At 52.0% G+C, this 25,704-nt stretch carries 18 protein-coding genes and 1 riboswitch; of the genes, 16 read left to right on the top strand and 2 right to left on the bottom strand.

Annotation, left to right across the window (positions count from 1 at the left end):
• Nucleotides 1–324 precede the first annotated feature (324 nt).
• The 7 genes from C173_RS03605 to C173_RS03570 all read left to right on the top strand — a co-directional run bounded on the left by C173_RS03605 (nucleotide 325) and on the right by C173_RS03570 (nucleotide 9,122).
• Complete coding sequence (locus tag C173_RS03605) at nucleotides 325–1,314, top strand: sugar-binding protein (protein ID WP_036722668.1); 990 nt, start codon at nucleotides 325–327, stop codon at nucleotides 1,312–1,314.
• Entirely contained in the window at nucleotides 1,311–2,744 is a 1,434-nt protein-coding gene (locus tag C173_RS03600) for a sensor histidine kinase (protein WP_036722538.1), read from the top strand. The genes C173_RS03605 and C173_RS03600 overlap by 4 nt, the downstream gene beginning before the upstream one ends.
• Before the next feature lie 36 nt (nucleotides 2,745–2,780).
• Nucleotides 2,781–4,361: a helix-turn-helix domain-containing protein gene (locus C173_RS03595; RefSeq protein ID WP_051477791.1), complete on the top strand. Its 1,581-nt coding sequence runs from the start codon at nucleotides 2,781–2,783 to the stop codon at nucleotides 4,359–4,361.
• Nucleotides 4,362–4,608: 247 nt separating this feature from the next.
• Nucleotides 4,609–5,655, top strand: a complete 1,047-nt coding sequence (gene xylF, locus C173_RS03585; RefSeq protein WP_051477806.1) for a D-xylose ABC transporter substrate-binding protein — start codon at nucleotides 4,609–4,611, stop codon at nucleotides 5,653–5,655.
• 87 nt (nucleotides 5,656–5,742) lie between these two features.
• Complete coding sequence (locus C173_RS03580; protein ID WP_036722533.1) at nucleotides 5,743–7,254, top strand: xylose ABC transporter ATP-binding protein; 1,512 nt, start codon at nucleotides 5,743–5,745, stop codon at nucleotides 7,252–7,254.
• 2 nt (nucleotides 7,255–7,256) lie between these two features.
• Complete coding sequence (locus tag C173_RS03575; RefSeq protein ID WP_036722532.1) at nucleotides 7,257–8,450, top strand: sugar ABC transporter permease; 1,194 nt, start codon at nucleotides 7,257–7,259, stop codon at nucleotides 8,448–8,450.
• A gap of 141 nt (nucleotides 8,451–8,591) precedes the next feature.
• Nucleotides 8,592–9,122: a hypothetical protein gene (locus C173_RS03570; protein WP_036722530.1), complete on the top strand. Its 531-nt coding sequence runs from the start codon at nucleotides 8,592–8,594 to the stop codon at nucleotides 9,120–9,122.
• Nucleotides 9,123–9,127: 5 nt separating this feature from the next.
• On the opposite strand, the gene C173_RS03565 is transcribed toward C173_RS03570, so the two are convergent.
• Nucleotides 9,128–9,514 (bottom strand): cupredoxin domain-containing protein, encoded by a 387-nt coding sequence (locus C173_RS03565; RefSeq protein ID WP_036722528.1) that lies wholly within the window; start codon nucleotides 9,512–9,514, stop codon nucleotides 9,128–9,130.
• Nucleotides 9,515–9,754: 240 nt separating this feature from the next.
• Here C173_RS03565 and C173_RS03560 point away from each other — a divergent pair, with 240 nt between their 5' ends.
• On the top strand, nucleotides 9,755–10,888 hold the full coding sequence (locus tag C173_RS03560) for a GGDEF domain-containing protein (RefSeq protein ID WP_235191749.1): 1,134 nt from the start codon (nucleotides 9,755–9,757) through the stop codon (nucleotides 10,886–10,888).
• Between the two features lie 44 nt (nucleotides 10,889–10,932).
• On the opposite strand, the gene C173_RS03555 is transcribed toward C173_RS03560, so the two are convergent.
• Nucleotides 10,933–11,280 (bottom strand): phage holin family protein, encoded by a 348-nt coding sequence (locus tag C173_RS03555; RefSeq protein ID WP_036696706.1) that lies wholly within the window; start codon nucleotides 11,278–11,280, stop codon nucleotides 10,933–10,935.
• Nucleotides 11,281–11,432: 152 nt separating this feature from the next.
• Here C173_RS03555 and C173_RS03550 point away from each other — a divergent pair, with 152 nt between their 5' ends.
• The 8 genes from C173_RS03550 to C173_RS03515 all read left to right on the top strand — a co-directional run bounded on the left by C173_RS03550 (nucleotide 11,433) and on the right by C173_RS03515 (nucleotide 25,703).
• Nucleotides 11,433–13,799, top strand: coding sequence for an endonuclease MutS2 (locus tag C173_RS03550; RefSeq protein WP_036722526.1), 2,367 nt, complete (start codon nucleotides 11,433–11,435; stop codon nucleotides 13,797–13,799).
• Nucleotides 13,800–13,831: 32 nt separating this feature from the next.
• Nucleotides 13,832–14,251, top strand: a complete 420-nt coding sequence (locus tag C173_RS03545) for a DUF350 domain-containing protein (protein ID WP_036696710.1) — start codon at nucleotides 13,832–13,834, stop codon at nucleotides 14,249–14,251.
• A 130-nt stretch (nucleotides 14,252–14,381) separates the two neighbouring features.
• Nucleotides 14,382–14,927: a hypothetical protein gene (locus tag C173_RS03540; protein ID WP_051477790.1), complete on the top strand. Its 546-nt coding sequence runs from the start codon at nucleotides 14,382–14,384 to the stop codon at nucleotides 14,925–14,927.
• Between the two features lie 81 nt (nucleotides 14,928–15,008).
• Entirely contained in the window at nucleotides 15,009–16,226 is a 1,218-nt protein-coding gene (locus C173_RS03535) for an MFS transporter (protein ID WP_036722523.1), read from the top strand.
• A gap of 84 nt (nucleotides 16,227–16,310) precedes the next feature.
• Nucleotides 16,311–16,412: riboswitch (cyclic di-GMP riboswitch) on the top strand.
• Between the two features lie 57 nt (nucleotides 16,413–16,469).
• Complete coding sequence (locus tag C173_RS03530) at nucleotides 16,470–20,588, top strand: fibronectin type III domain-containing protein (protein ID WP_036722520.1); 4,119 nt, start codon at nucleotides 16,470–16,472, stop codon at nucleotides 20,586–20,588.
• A 25-nt stretch (nucleotides 20,589–20,613) separates the two neighbouring features.
• Nucleotides 20,614–23,928 (top strand): fibronectin type III domain-containing protein, encoded by a 3,315-nt coding sequence (locus tag C173_RS03525; RefSeq protein ID WP_036722518.1) that lies wholly within the window; start codon nucleotides 20,614–20,616, stop codon nucleotides 23,926–23,928.
• Between the two features lie 27 nt (nucleotides 23,929–23,955).
• Nucleotides 23,956–24,894: a hypothetical protein gene (locus tag C173_RS03520; protein ID WP_036722516.1), complete on the top strand. Its 939-nt coding sequence runs from the start codon at nucleotides 23,956–23,958 to the stop codon at nucleotides 24,892–24,894.
• 14 nt (nucleotides 24,895–24,908) lie between these two features.
• Complete coding sequence (locus C173_RS03515; protein WP_036722515.1) at nucleotides 24,909–25,703, top strand: hypothetical protein; 795 nt, start codon at nucleotides 24,909–24,911, stop codon at nucleotides 25,701–25,703.
• The last annotated feature ends 1 nt before the right edge of the window (nucleotide 25,704 follow it).

Raw genomic sequence — 25,704 nt, 5'->3', positions numbered from 1 at the left:
AGTAAATGAGGAGCACAAGTGCTCCTGATTTCAGCAGAAGTTAGTCAAATGAGCAAATGAAGAGCACAAGTGCTCCTGAATCGAGCAGAAGTTAGTCAAATGAGCAAATGAAGAGCACAAGTGCTCCTGATTTCAGCAGAAGTTAGCCAAATGAGCAAATGAAGAGCACAAGTGCCCCTGAATCACCAGGTGTGAGCTAAATTAGTTCGAACGAATTTACGAAGAATACATTAGCCTAACTGCCCCCTGCATGAATTATCTTTGACATAATAAGTATTGCAACCGGTTACAACCCGGGGTAGGATGTTGGTTGAGGTGAACGGGATGGATAAGAAATGGGTCAGCGGCGTTGGGGTTATTGTGCTTTTTATACTGTTGTCATATTTGTTTATAGGCTTCGCGCGCCATTCTGCCCGGATGGGCAATATTGTCAAGGAATTAAGCGGCCAGCCCAGTCAGGACAAGCCCGGATATCATATTGTGCTGATCGAGCAGGAGCGGTACCACCCTTACTGGGAGATGGTCGAGAAGGGGGCCGCAGAGGCCGCAGCGAAATACGGAATAGAGATCGAATTCACGGGACCGGTGCGCAATAACATGGAGGAGCAGATCAGCCTGCTGGAAAAAGCGATTGCCGCTAAAGCGGATGCCATCATCGTCCAGGGGCTCAACGACGAGAAGTTCACGCCGGTGATTGATAAGGCGGTGAACCGGGGGATTCCGGTGATCACGATTGACACGGATGCTCCGGCCAGCCGGAGACTGGCCTATGTGGGAACTGACAATGTGGCTGCAGGTGAGGCGCTGGGGCGCATGGTAGTGAAGACGACCGGCGGAAAAGGCAAAATAGGCGTGATTATCGGCAGCGAGCTGGCCAAAAACCAGCTTCAGCGTCTGGACGGGCTGAAAAATATCGTAAAGGACTACGGCGGCATGGAGATTGTCGATGTCCGCAGCTCCAACATCTCGCATATGGAGGCGATCCAGCAGGCAGCGGATATGCTGCGCTATCATCCGGAGATCGATGTCATGGTCGGCACCAGTTCAACGGATGCGTTGGGCGTCTTGCAGGCATCGAGGAGCCTGAAGCGCGGTCCGCTGACCATTATCGGCTTCGATAATCAGGCGGAGACGCTGGATGCCATCAGCCGGGGGGCGATCACAGCGACTGTCGCACAGCAGCCTTACCTTATGGGGAATATGGCGGTCCGGCTGCTCCATGATTATTTTAATGGTGCCCATTTACAAACCCGGTATTATACCGGAGTGAAGGTACTGGATAAGACCAATGTGCAGGAGGGAGAGAGCCTATGAGTATCCGCCTGAAGCTGCTGATCTGTATTCCGCTGCTGGTGCTGCTGATGAGCTCGGTCTCCTTCGTACTGTTCCAGAGCGGGAAGAATGTGCAGGAGAGCTACCACCTGATGATGAACCGGATCATGCTGTATAAGGAGGTATCCTATGAGGTCGGCGAGAATATGCGCTCCTTGAACCGCTTCATTATGCAGGTGGATACCGACAGCTTCCCGGAGGTGGAGAAGCATCTGGGCGCGGTACTGGAGCTGCGCAGCAGGCTGGACGGGATGAATACCATCGGGGGCAGCGGCCTTCCGCTGATGAACTATAGCCACCTTATTGATACTTTTGTCGAGCAGGCGGGCCAGATGATCACGGAGATTGACGGACAGGATGCGAATTCGCTGGCAGGTGCCTATATCGAGGCGGAGCAGACGCAGCGGTTCATCCGTGAGGAGGCCCAGGAGCTGGTCGATTTGGAGCTGGACCAATATAAGCCGATCTACGCCGAGATTATGTCTACGACAGCGAAGCTGAACCGGATGGGCAGTCTGCTGGTGATCACCGCGGCGCTGCTTAGCATCTGTATGGCCGTCTGGCTGTCCAGCAGCATTACCGGACCGATCCGCCGCCTGGTGGCAACGGCAAAGCAAATCTCGAAGGGACGGATGGATACCAAGGCGCCGGAGAGTGTTAATAACGATGAGATCAGCATACTGTGCCGCGCTTTTAACGGGATGATCGATAATATCCAGGAGCTGATGAAGGAGAACATCAAGAGTGCGGAGAAGGACCGGCTGGTCAAGGAGCTGGAGCTGAAAATGCTGCAGAGCCAGATCAATCCGCATTTCCTGTTCAACACACTGAATTCCATTGCCAAGCTTGCGTATCTGGAAGGGGCGGCGAGAACCAGCGATCTGACCGTGTCTGTCTCGCGTCTGCTCCGCTATAATCTGCAAAAGCTGGACCAGGCTGTTCCGCTGCGCGAGGAGGTCGAGCATGTGAACGAGTATATCAACATCCAGCGGGCCCGCTTCCGGGACCGGATTGCTTTTGAGATGGAGATTGATGAGCAGGCGATGGACGGGATGGTGCCGTGTCTGACGCTGCAGCCGATCTTCGAGAATGCCTTCGTTCACGGTCTGGAGCAGATGGAGGAGGGGGCTATACTTACGCTATCGATCCGTTACCGCAGCGGGCAGGTGGAGATTGTAATCAGCGATAACGGAGCGGGCATGAACCGCGAGACGGTAGCCCGGCTGATGGGATCGATTCAACAGGAGGCGCCGCATTCCAGCAGCAAGGGCCAGTCTACCGGGCTTGGGACACATAATGTTTTCAAAAGACTGCATTTATTCTTCGACGGCCAGCAGCTCATCGAGATCAACAGCAGTGAAGGGCAGGGGACGGCGGTGCTGTTCCGGCTGCCCTTCCGGACCTCGGCCTAGAGGCATTCATATGAAGTGAAGGGAGAAGCGATAACGATGTACAAGCTGCTGATCGCAGATGATGAAGCACTGGAGCGGGAGGGGCTGGAGCTGATGATCCGGCATCTTATCCCGGACAAATTCGAATTCCTGCATGCGGGGAACGGGCGGAAGGCGATTCAGCTGGCGGAGGAGCACCGGCCGGATATGATTTTCATGGATATTAAGATGCCCGGGATTCATGGGCTGGAGGCGGTGCGGCAGATTCGGGAAAAGCTTCCGGCGGCGCAGATTGTGATGATTACGGCCCATGATTACTTCGCGTATGCCAAGGAGGGGCTGCTGCTGGGTGTGCGCGACTATCTGCTGAAGCCGGCCCGGCGGGAAGAGGTGGCGGAGGTGCTGAGGAAGCTGATGGCGGTCATCGGGGAGGAGCGGCGGCGCAGGAATGAACAGCTGGAGCTGCAGGAAAAGCTGGCCCATCTGCTGCCGCTGGCCGAGAATGAGCTGACCCTGATGCTGATGCTGGAGCATGTGCAGGATCTGGAGCCGGAGCAGCTGGCCGAGCTGCTGGAGCTGCACTTCAGCAAGGGCTATGCGATGGTCCTGTCATTCCCCCGGCACGGGGAGAGCGGCTGGGAGACGTTCCGGCAGTCCAAGCGGGAGATCTATGAGGCGGTCAAGCAGTTTGCCAAAACAGGGCTGGGCTGCCTCGCCGGACCGCTGGCCGGGCATCAGCTGGCGCTGTTCATTCCCTTGCCGCCGGGGAGGACCGGATATTCCCAGCGCGTCAGCTCGCTGGACTGGGGAGAGCGGCTCCGCACCTATACCCGGGAGCGCTTCGGCCTGCCCCTTGGCGTCGGGATCGGCTCGATCCGTGAAGGCTGGGACGGGCTTAGCCGTTCCTACCGCGAAGCCGTCCGCGTATGTGCGGACCACCAGCATTCATTCGGTGTGCACCATTACGATGATATGATCCAGAGCTCGGGGCAGACGGCGGTCTCTCTGGATGAAGAGAAGAAGCTGCTTACCGCCCTGCTCCAGCGCAGTAAGCAGGAGGCCGCCCAGCGCTTCAGCCTGCTGTATGACTCCTTCGAGCAGGGAGGGGACCAGCCGCTGTCTGCCGTGCGTGGGGAGGTAACCGGCCTGCTGCTGTTCCTGGCCAGAGGCGTTCACTCCACGGCCGGTGCAGAGCTGCTGGCTTCGCTGAACGCAGCGGAAGATCCGCGTGCTCTGCGGTTAAGCGCGGAGTCCTGGCTGGAGCGGCTGATCGATGGCCTGGAGGAGGAGCAGGAGCATCACCGGTCCCATGTGCATCAGCGGGCGCTGCTCTATATCAGCCAGAAATATAAAGAGGATATCTCCATGGAGCAGACGGCTGAATATGTGAACCTGAGCCCGCATTATTTCAGCAAATTATTCCGGCAGCATGAAGGAGAGACCTTCATCGACTATGTCACACGGCTGCGGATGAATGAAGCGAAACGCCTGATCTCTGAGGATCAGCTGAACCTGAAGGAAATCTGCTATGAAGTAGGCTATAAGGACCCGAATTATTTCAGCCGGGTCTTCAAGAAGGCTGCGGGGATGACGCCAAGCGAATTCCGCCAGCAGCAGGAGAAGCCGGGTCCTTGCTGAGTGAGCAAGGACTTTTTTGTGCTGTTGCCCCGGATTATCCTATGAAAGCCGGGGCGGAGAATTACATTACAGCAGGCAAGACCAAGAATGCGGGTGGAGGGCAAATAAGTGCAGGGAATCGCTGCTCCCGGGGCGGTTTTTCCATGCTACACTTTTTTTGTAAGCGCAATCAAATATAGGACTGACGAAAAGGGGCGTAGTAATCGTGAGAAAATACGGAAGAGCAATTTCCCTCGGGCTGGCGGCGATGGTGCTGGCTGCATCGATGGCGGGCTGCGGTGTGGTCTCAAGCGGTGACAACGAGAAGAAGGAGTCTTCGGGAGCGGCCAAGGACGGGGACAAAATTGTCATCGGCATGTCCATGGATACCTTGAAGGAGGAGCGCTGGCAGAAGGACCGGGATATTTTCACAGCAAAAGTACAGGAGCTTGGCGGTGAAGTGAAGGTGCTGGCCGCGAACGGGGATGATGCTACCCAGCTAAGCCAGGCGGAGCAACTGATCTCCCAGGGTGTGGATGTGCTCGTGGTCATTGCCCATAATGCGGAGGCTACGGCTCCCATCGTGGATAAGGCGCATAAGGAAGGCATCAAGGTCATTGCCTATGACCGGCTGATCAACAATTCCGAGGTGGATTATTACATCTCCTTCGATAATGTGCGTGTCGGTGAATTCCAGGCTCAGGCGGTTATCGATAAGGCTCCTAAGGGCAATATCGTCTACATCGGCGGCGCAGATACCGATAACAATGCCCACATGTTCAAGGAAGGCGCGATGAATATTCTGAAGCCGCTGGAAGAGAAGGGCGATATCAAAATCGTCTACGACCAGTTCTCCAAGGACTGGAAGCCGGAAGAAGCGCTGAAAAATATGGAGAATGCGCTGACCGCGAACAATAACGATGTACAGGGCGTTGTAGCAGCGAATGACGGGACAGCAGGCGGCTCCATCCAGGCGCTTACGGCGCAGGGCATGGCGGGCAAAATTCCGGTATCCGGTCAGGATGCTGACCTCGCTGCTGTACAGCGTATCGCGGAAGGCACACAGCTGATGACGGTCTACAAGCCGATCAACGCGATTGCCACGAAGGCGGCGGAAATGGCGGTGGCAGCTGCCAAGGGCGAGGCTATTTCGACAGATAAGACTGTTAACAACGGTAAAATTGATGTTCCATCCGTGCTGCTTGATCCGCTTGCCGTCAACAAGGATAACCTGGATGTGCTGATCAAGGACGGCTTCCACAAGCTGGAGGATGTGTATAAGAACGTTCCGAAGGACCAGTGGCCGAAACAATAAGGGCAGCCTGTACGGCAAGCAGATGCGGCGCCAGTGGCGAACCCGCATCTGCTTGCTGCTTGAGGGCGGGAAGGAGGAACGGCAGGCATGGATGTACTTGAAATGGTAGAGATCAGCAAGAGCTTCCCCGGCGTGAAGGCGCTGGACCATGTGAACTTCAAGGTGAAGCAAGGAGAGATTCACGCCTTGTGCGGGGAGAACGGCGCAGGCAAATCCACGCTGATGAAGGTGCTGAGCGGACTGTATTCTGCGGGGACATATGAAGGCGAAATCCGCATCGGCGGGGAGAAGAAGGCATTCCACCAAATTACCGATGCCGAGCAGGCCGGCATTGCGATTATCCATCAGGAGCTGGCGCTCGTGAAGGAGATGACGGTCGGCGAGAATATTTTCCTGGGGGCAGAGCCGGTGAAGCGCGGGGCGATCCAGTGGAATGAGCTGTACCATCAGGCTTCGCTGTGGCTGAAGAAGGTAGGGCTGAACCTGTCGCCGGATACGAAGATCGGCAATCTGGGCATCGGCCAGCAGCAGCTCGTAGAGATCGCCAAGGCGCTCTCCAAGCATACCCGGATTCTCATATTGGATGAACCGACAGCGGCGCTGACCGAGAGTGAGGTGTCCATCCTGATGGGCATTCTGAACCAGCTGCGGCGCGAAGGGGTTACCTGTGTCTATATCTCCCACAAAATGCCCGAGGTGTTCGCACTGGCCGATTCGATTACCGTGCTGCGCGACGGGCGGACGGTGGCAACCCTGGAGCGCCAGGCGACGAACGACGATCAGGTGGTATCGCTGATGGTCGGCCGTGAGTTGACCGAGCGCTATCCGCGCGTCCCGCATTCACCCGGGGACAAGGTGCTTGAGGTTGCAGATTATAATGTCTGGCACCCGGAGAAGCGTCAGCAGAAGGTGCTTAGAGATATTGGATTTACGCTTCGTCAAGGCGAGATTCTGGGCATTGCCGGGCTGATGGGGGCCGGACGGACAGAACTGGTCAGCAGCCTGTTCGGTGCGTATGGCGGAAGAAGCGAAGGTACGGTTCTGATCGAAGGCAAGGCCGTTAAGATCCGTTCGATTGCCGAAGCGATCAAGTCCGGGATTGCCCTGGTCACGGAAGACCGCAAGCGCCAGGGGCTGGTCATGGGGATGGATGTCAAGCGCAATACGACGCTGGCCACACTCGGCAAGGTCTCCAGGCTCGGAGTGATCAATGAGAATGAGGAGATCAAGTGGTCTGAGCAGTACGTGAAGGATCTGAAGACGAAGACCGCTTCGCTGGAGACGCTTGTAGGCACACTGTCCGGGGGGAACCAGCAGAAGGTGGTTATCGGCAAATGGCTGATGAGTGACCCCAAGATTCTGATTATGGACGAACCCACCCGGGGCATCGATGTCGGGGCGAAGTACGAAATCTATAACCTGATGAACAAGCTGGTCGAACAGGGAGTAGCTATTATAATGATCTCCTCCGAGCTTCCCGAGGTGCTGGGGATGAGCGACCGGATTCTGGTGATGTGCGAAGGACAACTGGTACGGGAATATGACTGGCGCGAAGCAACGCAGGAGAATATTATGCTGGCCGCCACAGGAGGCAGATAGAGATGCAGCTGCAAAAAGAGCTTAAGGAACCTGAAGCGGTTCCGGCCGCCGGAGGATCGCGCTTGCGTACCCTGTTCGGCAAAATGGATATGCGTGCCTATACAATGATTGGCGCATTGATTCTGATCTGGGTGTTGTTCGGCGTGCTGAATCCGACCTTCCTGACCTCGCGGAACCTGTCCAATCTGTTCACGCAGATGTCGGTGACCTCTATACTGGCCATTGGCATGGTGCTGGTAATCGTGGCGGGCCATATCGATCTGTCCGTCGGCTCCATCGTCGGCTTGACCGGCGGGATGGCGGCGATTCTCAGCAATTGGCTGGAGTTGCCCGCTATCGTGGTCATCCTGGGCACGGTTGCGGCAGGTGCGGTGCTGGGTCTGGTGCAGGGCTGGCTGGTCGCCTATAAAATGATCCCCGCCTTCATCGTTACCCTCGGCGGGATGATGGTGTTCCGCGGGGTGCTGATGGGCGTGACTGAATCCATGACCATTCCGGTATCTGATCCGGTGCTGGCGCTGCTCGGCAATGCCTATTTTGCCTCAGGCTTCGGAATCATTCTGGGCGTGCTCGCGGTGGCTCTGCTGCTGTATAGCGCGTTCACGAAGCGGCGCTCCCGCAAGAAATACGGGTTCACCGTCGCCCCGCTCGGCATGGATATCGCGAAGGTAACAGGACTGTCCCTGCTCGTGGTAGTCTTCGTGGCCTTGATGAACCATTACAAAGGGATTCCGTTCCCGATCATCTTCGTCATTGTGCTGGCGGCCATCTTCTACTTCCTGTCCACCAAGACGACCTTCGGCCGCCATATCTACGCCATCGGCGGCAATATTGAGGCTGCGCGGCTCTCCGGCATTAACATCAGACGCAAGACGATGCTGGTCTTCATCCTGAGCGGCTTGCTCGGCTCCATCGCCGCCATCGTTCTGACCTCCCGCCTGGCTTCGGCGACCATTACCGCAGGCAATATGGCCGAGATGGACGCGATTGCCGCCTGCGTCATCGGCGGAACCTCCCTGATGGGCGGAGCCGGAACGGTCATTGGCGCTCTCATCGGAGCGCTGGTCATGACCTCGCTCGATAACGGCATGTCGCTGATGGGGCTGGAGTCGTTCTGGCAGTATGTGGTCAAAGGCTCGATCCTGGTCATCGCCGTCTGGCTGGACATTTCAGGCCGCAGCAAGGGTGTGAAGTAAGAGGGGGCTATAGCAGCCGCTTAAGCATACAGAGCAAATAAGCCGGAAGGGATATTGTCCCTTCCGGCTTATTTGCTGACTAGGAAATCATGATTTTCGTCCGATATGGATAAGTTGTGTGCGTAGGTGCAAGAACCGAATGTGATCGGAAAACCGATTACATTCGGCGCGGCGGAGGCGAGTGAGCCGAATAAGGTCGCAAAACCGATCACATTCGGCGCGGCGGAGGCGAGTGAGCCGAATAAGGACGGAAAACCGATTACATTCGGCACGGCGGAGGCGAGTGAGCCGAATAAGGACGGAAAACCGATTACATTCGGCACGGCGGAGGCGAGTGAGCCGAATAAGGACGGAAAACCGATTACATTCGGCGCTGCGGAGGCGAGTGAGCCGAATAAGGACGGAAAACCGATTACATTCGGCGCGGCGGAGGCGAGTGAGCCGAATAAGGTCAGAAAACCGATTACATTCGGCGCGGCGGAGGCGAGTGAGCCGAATAAGGTCGCAAAACCGATCACATTCGGCGCGGCGGAGGCGAGTGAGCCGAATAAGGACGGAAAATCGATCACATTTGGCGCGGCGGAGGCGAGTGAGCCGAATAAGGTCGAAAAACTGACCACATCCGGCTATACCGCAGGCATTTTGTTCCTTAATTCGGCCCCTTGGAACTGAAGCGCTTACTCCACAATAATCTTAGCAGTCATTCCGCTGTGGCCGGAGCCGCACATGATGGCACAGGTCATTTCGAAGGTTCCGGCTTCCTCGGGAAGGACAACCTGCGAGGCGTTCTTGGCATCCAACCGCAGCTTCATCTCCGGGATTAGTATGCCGTGATTGCCGCTCTCATTTTCGAAGATGATTTTGACAGGGACGCCCTTCTTCAAATGGTATTCCGGCTGGTCAAAGCTATAATTGGTGGCTGTAATTACGAGTTCTTCCTCCGCCGTCAGATTGCTCCCGGCAGCTGCGTTGTTTGCGCTGTCAGAATTGCTCGTGTTCCCACCGCAGGCCGTTAGCAGAAGCACAAATATAATAGAACACAGAATAGCCGACTTCCTGATCATATGCATTCTCCTCATCTACTTGGGCAGTTGTCCTTAGCATAGCCTAAATCGGTCAAGTTGTCTTGATCAATCTATGAAAAAGACTCCGACCGCCGCCGTCACTACCGCTGCAAACTTTGTCGAATTTTGCAAAAATATGATGCAAAAGAGTTTAAAATTAATTATAATTAAGCCTAATATAATTAAAGCTTCATATTATTCGGCTAGAAGCAGGGGAGTCAGATCATTATAGATTACGCGTTGCAAAGTGCAGAGAGATGGCACCGGAGAATATTGTATGGCTACTGGATCATCGTACTCTGTCTGCTGCTCGCCCAGTTCCTGTATATGCTGTACTCCCGTTCGGCTGAGATGGAGACGATCTTCAGTCCCGGCAAGGGGCATATGTTCATAGTCTGCAACCTGATGATTGTCCTGAGTATGGCTTCTGCCGAGGTCTGGCTGCGGCGCTCGCTCCGTTATCATAAGCAGGCGGTTGTGGTCTGCAGCTTTGTGGTTTCCTATTTGATGTATTTTGTGCTGGAGCCTTATGTAGACGGTGCCCAGATGCTGCTGCTGATGCCCCTTATGCTGGCCCTCATCTATTTCGACCAGCGGCTGCTGTACTCGCTTGGAGCATTTAGCATTGTATTCTACGCGGGGGTATACTTTGGGCTTGAACGGCCGCTGCTTGGCAAGCCGCTGCTGGAGTTCGTGCTGGTGGAGTGTGTGTATGTTGTTTTTGCCCTGACGGCGCAGGCGGTGATCCTCCGTGGCCGCGAGACGCGCGAATATCTGGAGCAGCTCACCAAGTCGGAGCAGGAGCTAATGGTAGAGCGGGCAATTTCGGACAAGCTGCTGAAGATGGATGCGTTAACCGGCCTGTATAATCACAAGACGTTCCATGAGTATCTGGATTCGCTGCTGGAGCAGTGTGAGAACAACGGATTGAGGCTGCAGCTGGCGTTAATGGACATCGATAATTTCAAGCAGGTCAATGACAGATACGGACACTGGGTGGGCGATCTTGTGCTGAAAGAGGTGGCGGCCAAGATGGGCAGCCTGATCGGGTTGAATGACTTCGCGGCAAGGTATGGCGGGGAAGAATTCGCAGTGATTTTTACGGATAAAAGCTTCCAGGAAGCCTACGCTGCTGTCGAGCAAATGCGTATCAGCATTGCTGCCATGTGCCATCCGTATGCCGGGAACAAGCCCATTACGGTCAGTATCGGACTGTGTCACTACCAGCTTGGAGACGGCAAGGAGCTGCTGTTCCGCAAGACAGACGATTCGCTGTATACGGCCAAGCGCGGCGGGAAAAATGCTGTGGTGACCTCCGCGGTCACTTCCGGTGAAGTGCATAAACTTACAGAAAACCCCCAAATTCCGATATAGACCGGGAGCTGGGGGTTTCATTGTCTGCATGTGCTTTTGCGCCGTTATTTGCCTGCTTCAAACGGAGTGGATACCGGCAGGAACAGATCGATGATCCCGATGACCAGTGCGGCAAGCAGGGCACCAAGCACCGAGACACTGACACCGCTGACGACAAACTGGGCAATCCAGATGACCAGGGCGCTGACCAGGAAGCCGACGATACCGCGGCCGAAGGGCGTTGTTTTTTTGCCGAAAATGCCTTCAACGACCCAGCCGAGCAGAGCGATCACCAGAGCAAGCATGAATGCGCTCCAGAATCCCCCGACTGTGAACTGCGGAACAATCCAGCCGACCACCATCAGCACGATTGCAGCGACCACGAACCGTACTACATGAGCTAAGAATCTCAATGAACTAACCTCCTTTGGCGTTCGCTTAAGGATATGTGCGTTGTTATTGTGGCCCGAAGCCGGTTTTCTATGCCCAGAAATCATACCCAAATAGCGAAAATGGGCTAAATTAGGTATAATGGTTCCATCTATGAAGGGAGCTGTGACAGTAATTGGACGACAAAATTTTGCATACGCTTGAATATCGCAAGATTTTAAATAAATTGATGCAGTATACGCAGACGCCGATGGGACGGCTGACCGCCGAGCTCCTGAAGCCTTCCGGTGATTTCGAAGGGGTGAAGAAGCTCCTGCAGGCAACGGATGAGGCGGTAAATGTTGACCGGTTGAAGGGAATTCCTTCATTCGGCGGCGTAACCGATATCCGTCCTGCGCTGAAGCGTGCGTCAATTGGCGGAATGCTGGGCACAGCAGAGCTGCTTGCGGTAGGCAACACGATTGGCGGGGCACGCCGGGTGAAGCGGTTCATCCATGCCATGCATGACGATGAGAGCGTTCCTGCCCTCTTCGCACAGAGTGATCTGCTGTCGGAGCAGAAGCCTGTTGAGGATGCTATCCGCATGTGTATTGACGAGAATGCCGATGTAATGGATTCGGCGAGCACGGAGCTTGCCTCCCTCCGCCGCGAGCTGCGCGGGGGAGAGACGCGCATCCGTGAGAAGCTGGATTCGATGATCCGCTCGTCTTCGGTCTCGAAGATGCTCCAGGATCAGCTTGTGACGATCCGTGGTGACCGGTTCGTCATTCCGGTCAAGGCAGAGTACCGCGCCCACTTCGGCGGTATTGTGCACGATCAGTCGGGCTCCGGGGCAACCCTGTTCATCGAGCCGGAATCCATTGTGGCGATGAACAACAAGCTGCGGGAGACGCGGCTGCGCGAAGAACGTGAGATTGAGATCATTCTGCACCGGCTGACTGCACTGGTCGGCGATATTGCCGAGGAGATGGTGTATGATATCGACATTCTCGGCGAGCTGGACTTCATCTTCGCCAAGGCGCGTCTGGCACGCGACCTGAAGGCTACCCAGCCGCGGATGAATGACCGCGGATACCTGCGCCTGCGCAAGGGCCGCCATCCGCTCATTCCGGCCGAGCAGGTTGTGCCGCTGGATGTGGAGCTGGGCAATGATTACCGCTCCATCATCGTGACCGGCCCCAATACGGGCGGGAAGACGGTGACCTTGAAGACGATCGGCCTGCTCAGCCTGATGGCCATGTCGGGTCTCTTCATTCCGGCCGAGGAAGGCAGCCAGCTGTGTGTCTTCGATGCGATCTACGCCGACATCGGCGATGAGCAGAGCATTGAGCAGAGCCTCAGTACCTTCTCCAGCCATATGACGAATATTATATCCATTCTGAAGCGGATGACACCGAAGAGTCTGATTCTGCTCGATGAGGTCGGTGCAGGAACAGATCCGGCCGAAGGCTCCGCACTGGCGATAGCGATTCTGGAGAATATTCACCGGACGGAATCCCGGATGGTTGCCACTACACATTACAGTGAATTGAAGGCATACGCTTATGAACGGGCAGGCGTTATTAATGCCAGCATGGAATTCGATGTGCAGAGCTTGAGTCCTACTTACCGGCTGCTGGTCGGTGTACCTGGACGAAGCAATGCGTTCGCCATCGCTGAACGCCTCGGGATGCCAAATGCAATCCTTGAGCATGCGCGCGGCGAAGTGAAGGAAGAAGATATGCGTGTTGAGCATATGATTGCATCCCTTGAGGAGAACCGCCTTACCGCAGAGAACGAACGCATACGGGCGGAAGAGATTCGCCGTGAAGCGGAGGAGTTCCGTAAGCGGCAGCAGCAGGAGCTGGAGAAGCTGGAGGGCTCACGCGACAAACGCCTTGAGAAGGCAGAGAAGGATGCCAGCGAACTTCTGGCCAAGGCGCGCAAGGAAGCCGAGGAGATTATCAGTGACCTCCGCCGCCTGGCGCTGGAGGAAGGCGCATCCGTCAAGGAGCATAAGCTGATTGAAGCGCGCCGCCGGCTGGATGAAGCAGAGCCTGCGCCACGCAAGAAGGCTGTGCCGCGCAGCGCGGTCAAGGCGCCGCGCAAGATTCAGCCAGGGGATGAAGTGAAGGTAGCGAATGTGAATCAGAAGGGCCTTGTGGTTGAGCTGAGTGGTACCAAGGAAGCGGTGGTACAGTTCGGCATCATGAAGATGAAGGTTAATCTGAGTGATCTGGAATTCCTGGCCTCCGCCCCGGATGCTCCTCCGCCGGCTCTGCGCAGGGCCACAACGGTCAAGCGTACACGCGATGAGAATATCCGTAATGAGCTTGATCTGCGCGGTGCGAACCTGGAGGAAGCCATTATGGAGACCGACCGCTTCATCGACGAAGCTTTTCTCGGCAATCTGGGGCAGATCTCCATTATCCACGGCAAGGGGACGGGGGTCCTGCGGACAGGAATACAGGAATACCTCCGCAAGCACAAGCATGTCAAAAGCTATCGGCTCGGGAACTACAATGAAGGCGGCGCGGGTGTGACGGTAGCTGAACTGGAGTAGCGCCCATAGTCCGGCAGGGAAGAGGGAAAAGTGTGCAGGATAATATTGATCTTTTGCTGGAACATCCGCTGGGGGCGCTGCTAGGCTACTTCACTGTCGCCATATTGGGGCTGGTCGTATTCCTGTCCTTCTTCGAAATGGTGACGAAATACAACTGCTGGGAAGAGATCCGCAAGGGGAATGTGGCCGTAGCCATGGCAACCGGAGGCAAAATCTTCGGAATCTGCAACATCTTACGCTTCAGCATTGAAGCGGGGGCATCCATCTATGAGACGATGAAATGGTCGGTTGTAGGCTTTTTGCTGCTGCTGCTGGCTTACTTCCTGTTCGAGTTTTTTACTCCGGTCTTTTCAATTGATGAAGAGATTGCCGCAGATAACCGGGCCGTAGGACTGACAGCCATGCTGCTCTCCATATCCTTGTCCTATGTTATCGGCGCGGCCATATTCTGAATTAGGGGGCAGGGAGATGAAGCTGCTGATTCGGATTCTGTTTTTTTCAGCCCTGGCTTTTATAGCGGCCGGCATTATATATTTAACGGTGAATTGAACCGAATGTGAGTAAGCGAAGGAGATTATACTGATGGAGACAACAGTTTGCCCATGGTGCCATACCGAGATTGTATGGGATGAGGAGTTTGGCCCCGAGGATACCTGTCCTCATTGCAATAACGAGCTTAGCGGCTACCGCACAGTGACGATAGGTGCAGAGGATCTGGAGGATGAAGAGCCGGATACGCAGGAAGCTTCCGGAGTGGAAGAGATCAGCGACGATAATTTGTGGGATGACGACGACAAGGATAGCGTGGTGCCTGTATGGGGTACGCTGGGTCAGTTCGGTGACGACTATGATCTGAAGCGTTATGAGGACAAGGTCTCAGGCTTGCTGGCTGCCCAGCTGGAAGCTCCGGAATGTCCGCAATGCCATGAGCTGATGCTTCACTCCGGTACGCAGCAGGTGGACGGGTTCACTCCGGCAACGCCGGAAGCGCTAGGCGGCGCAGCTGTGCTGAAGCCTCCTTTTGCGCTGAATCTGTACGTCTGTCCTTCCTGCTTCCATGTGCAGCACAGCCTGGCGCAGGAAGACCGCATCCAGCTTGTCCGCAATCTCAGCACCTCAGCCGAATAAAGATCGGATTCATGCTTTCCCTGCTGTCTGGACATGTTAGTAATAGATGATGTGTCTTAGGACGAGCAGGGAGGGCTAAGCATGAGAGGTTCAGAACGGGGACAGGCGGCGCTGCTGCTGGCTGTAGGTGGGCTATACCTTCTGGCTACAGTGCTTGCAGGAACGTTCCTCAACGTATATCTGTGGAAAAGCCGGCAGAACTTCGCCATGATCGGCTGGTTCACCGTGGCCCAGCAGCTTGCCGTGGGTCTCAGCTTTTGGCTGGGCGGCAAGTGGGTGAAAGAACATAACAAAATGAATGCCCTGCGGCTGGGAATTGCCGTATCGGGCTTTTTTTATTTGCTGGTGCTGTGTTTGCGGGGCGACGCGATTCATTACATTTGGCCGCTGGGCGGGGTCCTAGGGCTATCCATCGGGCTGTACTGGCTGGCGTTCAATATTGTTTTCTTCGAGATTACCGATGCCAAGAACCGCGATTTCTATAACGGGTGGATGGGCCTGCTGGGTTCCCTGACGGGAATAGCCGGACCCTGGGTCTCCGGCTGGATGATCTCCCGCTGGCAAGGCGGACAAGGTTACCGTATGGTATTCATACTGTCGCTTTGTATCTATGGGGTAGCTGCTGTGCTTAGCTTCGGCCTGCGCAAGCGGCCGCGCGGCGAAGCCTATCTCTGGCTGGAGCCCTGGCGCGAGCTTACCCGCAGGCGCAGTCCTTGGCGGCCAGTTGCGGCGGCGCTAGTATTTCAGGGCATCCGGGAAGGCGTATTCTCCTTCCTGATCGGTCTGCTCGTCTACATTGCAGCACAGGAGGAGAGCAAGCTGGGACAGTTCGCCCTGCTGACTTCAGCCGTCTCGCTGATCAGTTATTATGCGGCCGGCAGATGGTTCAAGCCCCGCGCCCGCCTCGGCGGTATGCTGGCAGGCAGCCTGCTGCTCATCGCCTTCCTTCTTCCGCTGCTGTGGAAGGTGAACTTTACCACCCTCCTAATCATGGGAATCGGGACCTCACTCTGTCTGCCGCTCTACATGCTGCCGATGCTGTCCACCAGCTTCGACCTGATGGGAGTGTCCGAGGAGAGCGCCGGCAAACGCGTGGAGCTGGTAGTGCTCAGGGAGCTTAGCCTGATGAGCGGCCGCCTCCTCGGCCTGCTGATCTTCATCGCCGTGCTGTCCCTGGACCAGTCCCCGCGGACTCTAACTCTGCTCATGCTGGGATTGGGCGTTGCGCCGATTGGGAGTTGGGTGGTGGTGCGGGGGTTGCTCAGTTCAAATGTTCACAGAAATAACAATATTATATGATTCAAATATAGGGTATTATTGCCAAGGTAAGTACAGATTGTAATTGAAGTGAATCGAAATGATTTTGCATGAATGTAACCATTAGAACTAAAAAGGCAAACCTGTACGAAAGTCAGGGACGCAAAGCCACGGGCCTTACCACAGGGCGGGAAATCCCCATCTGTGAATGGCAGCCGGGCCGCTCTTTCCGGTGGTTTTTTTGCGCCCTTTTTTAAAGGAATTGTAATTGAGCGGAGGTCTTTTATGACAAATAGCAAAAGCTTCATATGCAAGGTACTGTGTTTTATCATTCTGGCTCAACTTCTCTCACCTTTCGTGGAATTCTCAGGGATGAAGATTTCCGCGCAGTACAGTATGCTCAAAATCCGGTTTCAGCCCGAACAAACTCCCGTACAGGACGGAGAGCTTGCAGATTCCGGAGCCGTTTTTAGTGTCAAAAACCAATACTCTTACGGCTGGAACATGGATCATACCGATGCAACAGTCTCAAGAGATACATACGACAACTCCGGCATAAGCAGCCTGACACGAATCCATCCGGATGGAAAGTGGGAAATAGCGCTAGACAATGGTACTTATGAAGTCTCAGTAACCGTAGGTGACTCTGTTTATAGCAGCAATAATTCCCTAACTGTTGAGAATATCAAAGTTATGGAGGGACTCACTCTTGAAGCAGGGCAGCATAGAACGATCAAGAAGAAGGTTGCTGTCGAAGATGGAAGACTAACTTTAAGTCAAATCAATGCTCCTGGAATTGAGACTGCTCTAAATAGCATAGATATCTCATTGGTTAATACATACACTCCCACGTTGATACCGCCTCAAATCCGTTTGCCTTTTGAACCCAATAAGGTTGCAGGAGACAAAGTACTTCTATCTGGAAGTATGACTAACATACATAACGCTCCGCCTTTTATTCACGTTAATGGCCTGCAAGGAGAAATCTCTCGGCATATCCGCGAACAAATAGAATCTATTGAACAACAAATACAGCATATTAGCAAAAATGCAGTGGAACTAAGAAATGCTGATATTGAAGCTATTCAAAGCTCTATCCGCTCCAGCAGCAACAAGCCTGCCATTATTGCAGTAGGACAACTGAATTTAGAATCAAGCGTTACGTTTGGAAGTGCAGAACAGCCTGTCATTTTAATCGTAGATGGCATGAATACGAACCGGAATTTGAATATAACGGTGTACGGATCGTTAATCCTCCGTGGAGGATTAAATGCAAATACTGAGTTGGATGTTAATGTTATCAACCCTGCACCAGATGAGAATCTTGGTAACCTATGGGTACAGGGGACTGTGCATTTGAATAATAACTCCAATGTACATGTAGATAATGAATTGTTTGCAGGTTCTTTGGTTTATAACAATGGCTCTCTCGATCTATCCGCGAAACGGATAGTAGTACAAGGCAATATGAACATCAACACTATGGTAACTATGAATGTAGACGAAGAAATGTCTGTAGGAGAAGTGGTTTCCAATAATTCAAGGGCAGAACTAAATGTAGCCCAAGGAGACCTGTTTGTCCGGGACAACGTCAGTGTAAATAATCACTTGAATATCAATACAGGCGGATTATTTGCAGTAGGCGGTAATGTCATCTCGAATCAAAGACCTGTAATACACACGGGGAATGAGCAAGCAGGACGTACATTGTTGAAGTATGTTCTGTCGGGCCTTAAGGCTGAGTATTACAGTAATAATGATTTTACGGGCAAGAAGGCAGTGAAGGTAGATGATTCTATCTCTCTATCAGGGCAACCTCTCCTGGGCGTGCCAGGAATAGAGGACCAGCGTTTCTCCGTAAGATGGACAGGTCAAATTCAACCTAATTATACAGATAAATATATATTTTCGGCTAAAACGTCAGGCGGAGTCAGACTCTGGGTGAATGATCAGCTCCTGGTCGATGCCTGGACAGCGAAGCAGCATGTGGAGCAAGGAACTCTCCAGCTCGAAGCGGGGAAAAAATATGACCTGAAGATGGAGTATGCGAATGACATGGGGAATCCTCAGGCCAGCTTATTCTGGGAGAGCGAGCAGCAGATTCGTGAGGTGGTTCCTTCTGTATCTCTAAGACCGTTTTCTATACCAGCAGTAAATGCAAGTGCAACAGACTCAGCCATTACACTGGGCTGGCCTTCTTTGTTTAATGCGGACGGCTATGAGTTGGAATTTGATAAAGAGGTTACCGTTCTTGGCAGTGAACCTGGTTTCGCCAAGGAGGGACTTAGTCCGGGAACCGAGCATTTCTACCGGATCCGGGCCATCAGTGGTGATATCAAAGGGGAGTGGTCAACAGCCTCGTCTTACTGGACCTTGCCTGCAGCTCCCTTGAACATTCAATTGAATGCTACAAGCCATACCATTACTCTCGCATGGGAGCCGGTAACCGGGGCCTCCAGTTATGAAATAGAGGTTAATAACAGCACAAAGAATATAGGACCGGTGCTAACTTATCAGGAGAATGATCTGAATCCGAACATGCCTAAGGTATTCCGAATCCGAGCGGTTAACAGCAGCGGATCAGGGGCATGGAGCGAAGTGGTTACGAAGACCACTCTAGTTGGAGTGCCTTCCAAGTTGCAGGGAACGGCAGATGAGCAGTCTATTCATTTGCACTGGGATGCTGTATCGGGAGCCGCCTCCTATGATTTGGAGATAGACGGAGTCGTTAGTAATAACATCACCGATAATTCGTTTATACATGAAAGTCTCCAATCTAACAGCAAGCATAGCTATCGTGTACGAGCTAAGAACGATGATGGAATCAGTGAATGGAGCGATATCATCACCGTGCATACTTTGCCTGGAGTTCCACAGAATCTTATTGCACAAGTGGAAGGAAGCTCTGTGCATGTAGCTTGGGACCCAGTTGCCGGGGCCACAGGGTATGACATCGAGGTAGATGGTGATGTGATGGATAATGAATTGAAGCTTGAATTCACACATTCACAGCTCCCTTTGAATTCAGAGCATACCTACAGAGTGCGGGCCAAGAATGAGAATAGAGTCGGAAGCTGGACGAAAACGATTGTTTATTCTACTCATGCGGGCGTTCCTGCTAATATTCAGACTTCAGTGAATAGCAACGAAATCACAATAACTTGGGATGTAGTTGTAGGTGCGCTAAGTTACGATATTGAATTGGATGGGACAACGATTCGCAATGTTTCGGATAACCTCTACATCCACAAGAAGCTGGTACCCTTCTCAGCGCACAAATATAGGGTAAGAGCTGTAAATGCGGCGGGAGCTGCCGAGTGGAGCGGATTCGTATCTGCAACCACTACCTTCGGCAAACCAACTAATCTGAAGGCATCGGCCAAGAATACAAGTATTGAACTTACATGGGACAAGGTTGAGAATGCGACCGGCTATGATGTTCTGGTGGATGGCGAAGTTCTGAATAATGAAGAATCATTATCCTATAAGCATACCGGATTAGAGCCCTATTCCTGGCATAATTATCGGGTCAGAGCGAAGCAGGGAAGCTTTCTTGGAGAATGGAGCGAACCTCTGACGATTTCAACAGTGCTCGGGATTCCGGGAAATGTAAAGACGGAGACCAAGAGCAATCAAATCCGATTATCCTGGGATTCAGTGAAGGGTGCTACCGGCTACGAAATTGAAGCTGACGGTACAATTATTGACAATGGCAGCAAGGTTACTTTCACACACACCGGGTTGTTGCCTAATACCAAGCACAATTACCGGATACGGGCCAAGAACACCCAGGTCGTCAGTGATTGGAGTGAATGGACTACGATTGTTACTGGTGTTACAGCTCCAGAGGTGCCGAAGAATCTTAGAGGCGAAGTTACGGTGAACTCGGTTCTTCTTGCCTGGGATTCAGTGAATGGCGCATCCAGCTATGATTTGGAAGTAGATGGACAAGTCATTTCGAATTCCAATCAGCTGGAATACACACACAGCGGACTTGAGCCCAATACAATGCATGCTTATCGCGTTCGGGCTAAGAATGCAGGAGCGACGAGCGACTGGTCAGAGCTTTTGAAGAAAACAACGACTCCTGCAGTAACGATCAAGCCGGAAAAGGACTCTCAGCTTAATTTTGTAATGATCATCCCTTATAAAAGTGACAAATCCGAGCGCAGAGTTACAGTCACCTATAATGCCAAGAATCTTGAGGTCATGGATCTGCGTGCAGAGACCCCGGACATGGAGCTTGAGACTGGCAGCATAGCGGGCACAGCGGTGAATGTAATCCAGTTTGAACCGGGAAAAATTGTATTCAGCGTACAAACGAGCAATAAGGCTGCAATGAACACGATTATCTTCAATGCGAAGACGAATCAATTTACTAAAGTAACCTATACCATAGAGTAGATTTAATAGCGGTAGGAGAGGAACTATGAAGGATATGCTGAAAAGATGGATATCTATTTTATGTGTTTTTGTAATGGTTACGTTAATTCTATTTCCAGGGGGATCACAGGTTAAAGCAGCAGGAGAGTCTAATATTATCAGCTTTGCTGATCTCCACTTCGATGGTTTCATAAAAACGGCTGGATGGGTGCCAGCTATGGGTAATATCGCCGAAATCACTTTGGATATGCCGGGAATTACGCTCAAGAATATTCGCTTTGATCTATCTACAAGACAAATGAGCTATGATATTGCTTTGGACAAAGCAGCCGTCATGACTTCAGGCTCAAGTACCTTTTGGGACAATGACAGTCAACGTACAAGATACTTGGATATAACTGTGTATGCGAGTAATTCAACAAATAGTTCGAGTGCAGATTACTATACACATACACGTGTAGAAAATTTGACTTGGGGTCCTACCAGCAACACGTTCATAACCAATGCAAGTGATTTTGTTGTGCAGCATGGGGGAGAACTGACTGGTGGAATTCCAACAAAGATCAGTATTGGGGTATATGCAGGGGATAATAATCATAGACCAAATGAGCCTTCTAATGGCTGGAGAAACTCACTCTCTGAGTATCTCCCGGAGAAGAATCTTACCTCCAATGCAGCCCCTACAATAACCATACCCACACCCAACGGTCAGCAAATTGGTCAAAGCTCTCTGTTCATCCCTGTGATAGGGGTAACAGATTCAAATGGAGATGCGCTTGAACTGAAATATTACATAGATTCAGAGGCAGCAGCAAGGGAAAGTAAGACGATAACCAATACAGCTACAACCCAAAATGTATCTTTTAACCCGCTGAACATAGCAGCTTTATCGGAAGGCAGCCATACCATCCGCTTTACGGCCAGCGATGGAAAAGTCACCACCCAGAATTCGGTCACCATCGTTGTAGATAAATCTCCTCCGGTGATTGGAAATGTCAGTATGATTTCTTCAGATTCACAGGTTCAAGTATCGGGAACCGCCGCAGATTCCATATCAGGGCTGGATAACGTCCCATATCGTTACAATGTAGGAAGCCAATCGAGCGGCTGGACCACAAATCCAAGCTTTACGGCAACAGGATTAACCTCCAATACCGCATTTTATACCAAGATTGAAGCGAGAGATAAAGTGGGGAATATCGCGGTCCATGAGCAGAATGTCTATACGAGAGCGCAGGTTCCATCACTATCTGTTCAGCAAAATGGTGAAACATCCTTAATCATGCAGCTTCATGATCAGAATGCCGCTTCAACCCAATATTTAATTCAGATGGGTACTGCTTATGTTAATTCGTCCGGTACGCTCAGCTCTTCACCTGTATGGATTACACCTTCTAGCAAGACCGTAGTGATTAACGGATTAACAGCAAATACCTCGTACTCCTTCCAGGTGAAGGCAAGGAATAATGAAGGGCTAGAGACAGCGTTCGGAGGTCCGGCAAGCGGAACTACATTAGCCTCTGCACCTGAAGGGATTACTGCGGAAGCTTCACAGCAATGGATTAAGCTAACATGGCCCCCATCAGCAGGTGCATTAGGTTATGAAGTTGAGGCAGGGGGAGCAGTTATTAATAATGGAACCTCCACTTCATATACACAAAACGGATTGTTAGCGAATACTCAACACACCTACAGGGTTAGAATTATCAATCCGGGAGGTGCGGGAAGCTGGAGTCAGACTTTTACACAGATGACACTGCCCGAACCGCCGGCTTCACCACTCAATCTATTGACAGTCCCTTCGCAGAAGCTCGTTTCATTAACCTGGGATTTAGTTCCTCATGCTACGCGGTATGAAGTGGAGGCAGATGGACTTGTAACGGACAATGGCACGCTTAACTCCTTCACGCACAAAGGTCTGGAAGCTTCAACGGATCATACTTATCGTGTAAGAGCAGGTAACTTAGGAGGGGTGAGTGAATGGAGCGCGCCCGCTGTACAGCAGACATGGCCTAATCCGCCAGAGATTCCAACGAAGATATCAGCAGTGCAGGATATTCATACGATAACTGTGAAGTGGGATGAGATGGAACGGGCCAGCGGCTACGAGATTGAAGTGGACGGGCTAATTATCGACAACAAACAGTTGACCAGCTATACGCACGAAGGATTAGAGGCTCTTAGCGGTCATACCTACAGAATTCGTGCAGTTAATATAGGCGGGAAAAGTAAGTGGAGCTCTCCTCTGGACGTGACCACTCATCCGGAAATACCGGATGTGCCCACGAACATAATGACTACAGCAGATGAAGGACAGATTACAGCATCCTGGCACAATGTTCCTCATACGGATAGTTACGACATTGAAGTGGACAGCGGGACAATAATCACTGTAAAGGATAACCTGTTCGTGCATGACCAGCTTGCTGCAGATTCCAAACATACCTATAGACTCAGAGCCGCTAATATTAGCGGAACAAGTGAATGGTCCAAACCGGTAACCATGACTACCATGCCTGCAGGCATAAACACAGATTCTTTAACAAATGTAGTAGCAGTAGTGACGAATAAGTCGATTACCCTGTCGTGGGATACTGTTGCAGCGAATGCACGATATGAAATAGAAGTGGACGGCAAAGTATTGGATAACGGTGCAGATACCATTTACAATCATACCGGACTGCAAGCAGAAGAGTACCATCTCTATAAAATCAGAGTGAAGCAAGGCACTGAACGTGGAGACTGGGTGGCAGTATTAGCGCTCTCTACACTCCCTAACCTGCCTGACTCCCCTTCCAAAATCGAGGGATTTGCGCAAAATAACTCGATAGAATTGCGTTGGGAAAAGATGGAGGGGGCTAATGGCTACCAGCTTGAAGTAGACGGGAAGACGATCGATGTCGGCAACAATATTACCTATCTGCATAACGAGCTTGCTTCAGGAACCGCCCATACGTACCGGGTACGAGCGAAGAATACTACAGGGGTGACAGCGTGGAGCCCATCCCTGCAGAAGAGTACTACCAGTCCGGATTACGTTCTTAAAGTGAAGAAGGATGGGGAAGCTAGTCTGACGTTGCTGGCTCAAAATGTACAGGATTTCAGTGAACTGGAGTTTGTAGTGACCTACAATCCCGATGAGCTTGAATTGATCGACTTATATGATTTCACTCCGGCCAGTGATCTCGCTAATGGAAAGATTCCCGGTTCTAATCTAGCTGCAACCTATGCCCCCGGGACAATCACGATTTACATGGATCAGAATGTTGTCCCCGGAACCTCTTGGTCTGGCGAGATTACCACGCTCACCTTCAAGTCGAAAATAACCGGCGAGAGCAACGTAAAAGTTACAGTAGATTAGATTGAATGATACTGAAGGAGAATGGTAATGATCCGCAAGCGAAAATACAAATATATATCCATAGCAATCATAGTGGTTCTGCTGGCTGAAGCTGCTATTGTGACCTTTCCAAGACTTAACCGGGATTCAGCAGTAGAAGAGTCTTCCCAGCAGCAAGATGAGCAGACGGCTGCAGAGCTCTCTAACCTTAGCGGAGTTGCAGCAAAAGAAATTCTAGCCATGAAAAAATCAGGTTCTTCATGGAATGAAATTACGGAGACTCTGAAGCAGCAGCTTCCGGCGAACAATGCGGAAGACAAGCAGGGGCGTTCAAATCTGCTGCATGAGGCGGGTCTAGGTGAGGAATTACTTAAGGAGCTTCGTCAGAAGGGCTTCCAGGATGACGAGATCATGGAAGCTAAAATGCTGGCAGAGAGAACCATGCAGCAGTTAAAGGAAGTAGTCAGCAGCGCAGCGTCTATGGTGGAGAAACCGGAAGCATCCGCAGAACCGTTTGGCTCAGCTGAGGAGGAAATTCAGTCTGCATACGTAACGATTAATGAGCAATTTAATGAGGGAGAGGCCGTTACTCTCCTTCTTACCTTGCAGCAGGAGTTCGGTTCCATGGAAGCCGTAATGAATGAATACTTACTGTCGCTTCAGATTGGGCTGAATCTCAAGGACTATATCACTGACCCCAAAACGTATCAGGAAAATAAAGAGCAGCAAACAATCACACTCAAAGAGAGCGAGATGGTCACGCTGGACGCTCTGGAGAAGCGGATGCTGGAGCAATTACAGCAGGGGAATGAAGCAACCGATCTTAAAGTTGCAGAGAGAGCCCCTGACTCCAATAATATTGTAACCGAAGACAAGGAGTCACTGATTCCCGATATCAATCCGCCTACAGTGCAGGATGTAAGACCGGAGAATCCGGGAGAAGCGGTCAGACAAGAGATTCAGGCGATGAATCCTAATTACAAATAGAGGAGTTAAGAGGAATGAACAAACGCAAGGTCATTCAAGCTTCTGCTTTAATCATCATTCTAGTTCTGGTATTCCAGGCAGGAGTATTTGCCTATGCCAAGGTGGCCGTTACTCCTAAAGCGGAGACTGAAGATAGTCAGAAAACGAATACCGGACCTGTTCAGTCTGAAGTGGTTCGGAGTACATATGATCAGTTCCTGAAGGAATTCAGTGTTCAAGAGACTTACCGTAAACAGATTGAAAAGCTGGTTGCCGGCGGTTATAGCCGTGCTGCTGTCATGACCGCTTATGACTTTTTATACCACAATTTTGGTAATGTGAACGACTGGACCGCTATGCTTGAAGCCAGAAATACAGGCAAGACCTGGGAGACGCTTTTCACACAATATCGTGAGACCCATAAGGAATTTATCCCTAGATCCTTCGAATCAGAAGAGCTTGAGCTTCTAATGCAGGTGCAAGGAGCAACCTCAGACGACATTATGATCGCCGACAGATTTTCTTTCGTAACCGGCAAGCTGTTTGGAGATTTATTGAATGCGAAGCTGAAAAGCGGCAATTGGAGCGGTGTTTTTGAGCAGGAAAATGTATTGTACAGCGGAAATCCGTTTCCCAGGGTTCAGATAACAGAGGAAGAAGTTCGTAAATATACTGGACAAGGCAAGCTTTCCGATCAGCAGGTTACACATGCCTTTGTCCTCGCACAGAAGCTTGGAGAGTCTGCCAAGGTTGTAGTGACTAAAGTGGCGCAAGGGATTTCGGATGAAATGATCATGGCCCAAAGTTATACGGAAAAGTACGGAGAATAAT

It is taken from the genome of Paenibacillus sp. FSL R7-277, assembly GCF_000517965.1.
GTDB lineage: Bacteria > Bacillota > Bacilli > Paenibacillales > Paenibacillaceae > Paenibacillus_AQ > Paenibacillus_AQ silagei.
The sequence above is the reverse complement of the archived record's forward strand: the minus strand, read 5'-3'. Positions and strand labels throughout refer to the sequence as shown.

Excerpts from the sequence above, each read along its gene's own strand:
- C173_RS03580 (WP_036722533.1), top strand. The coding sequence starts at position 5,743 with ATGGATGTACTTGAAATGGTAGAGATCAGCAAGAGCTTCCCCGGCGTG.
- C173_RS03515 (WP_036722515.1), top strand. The coding sequence starts at position 24,909 with ATGAACAAACGCAAGGTCATTCAAGCTTCTGCTTTAATCATCATTCTA.
- C173_RS03565 (WP_036722528.1), bottom strand. The coding sequence starts at position 9,514 with ATGATCAGGAAGTCGGCTATTCTGTGTTCTATTATATTTGTGCTTCTG.
- C173_RS03535 (WP_036722523.1), top strand. The coding sequence starts at position 15,009 with ATGAGAGGTTCAGAACGGGGACAGGCGGCGCTGCTGCTGGCTGTAGGT.
- C173_RS03530 (WP_036722520.1), top strand. The coding sequence starts at position 16,470 with ATGACAAATAGCAAAAGCTTCATATGCAAGGTACTGTGTTTTATCATT.
- C173_RS03520 (WP_036722516.1), top strand. The coding sequence starts at position 23,956 with ATGATCCGCAAGCGAAAATACAAATATATATCCATAGCAATCATAGTG.
- C173_RS03540 (WP_051477790.1), top strand. The coding sequence starts at position 14,382 with ATGGAGACAACAGTTTGCCCATGGTGCCATACCGAGATTGTATGGGAT.
- C173_RS03600 (WP_036722538.1), top strand. The coding sequence starts at position 1,311 with ATGAGTATCCGCCTGAAGCTGCTGATCTGTATTCCGCTGCTGGTGCTG.
- C173_RS03575 (WP_036722532.1), top strand. The coding sequence starts at position 7,257 with ATGCAGCTGCAAAAAGAGCTTAAGGAACCTGAAGCGGTTCCGGCCGCC.
- C173_RS03595 (WP_051477791.1), top strand. The coding sequence starts at position 2,781 with ATGTACAAGCTGCTGATCGCAGATGATGAAGCACTGGAGCGGGAGGGG.
- xylF (WP_051477806.1), top strand. The coding sequence starts at position 4,609 with ATGGTGCTGGCTGCATCGATGGCGGGCTGCGGTGTGGTCTCAAGCGGT.
- C173_RS03605 (WP_036722668.1), top strand. The coding sequence starts at position 325 with ATGGATAAGAAATGGGTCAGCGGCGTTGGGGTTATTGTGCTTTTTATA.
- C173_RS03525 (WP_036722518.1), top strand. The coding sequence starts at position 20,614 with ATGAAGGATATGCTGAAAAGATGGATATCTATTTTATGTGTTTTTGTA.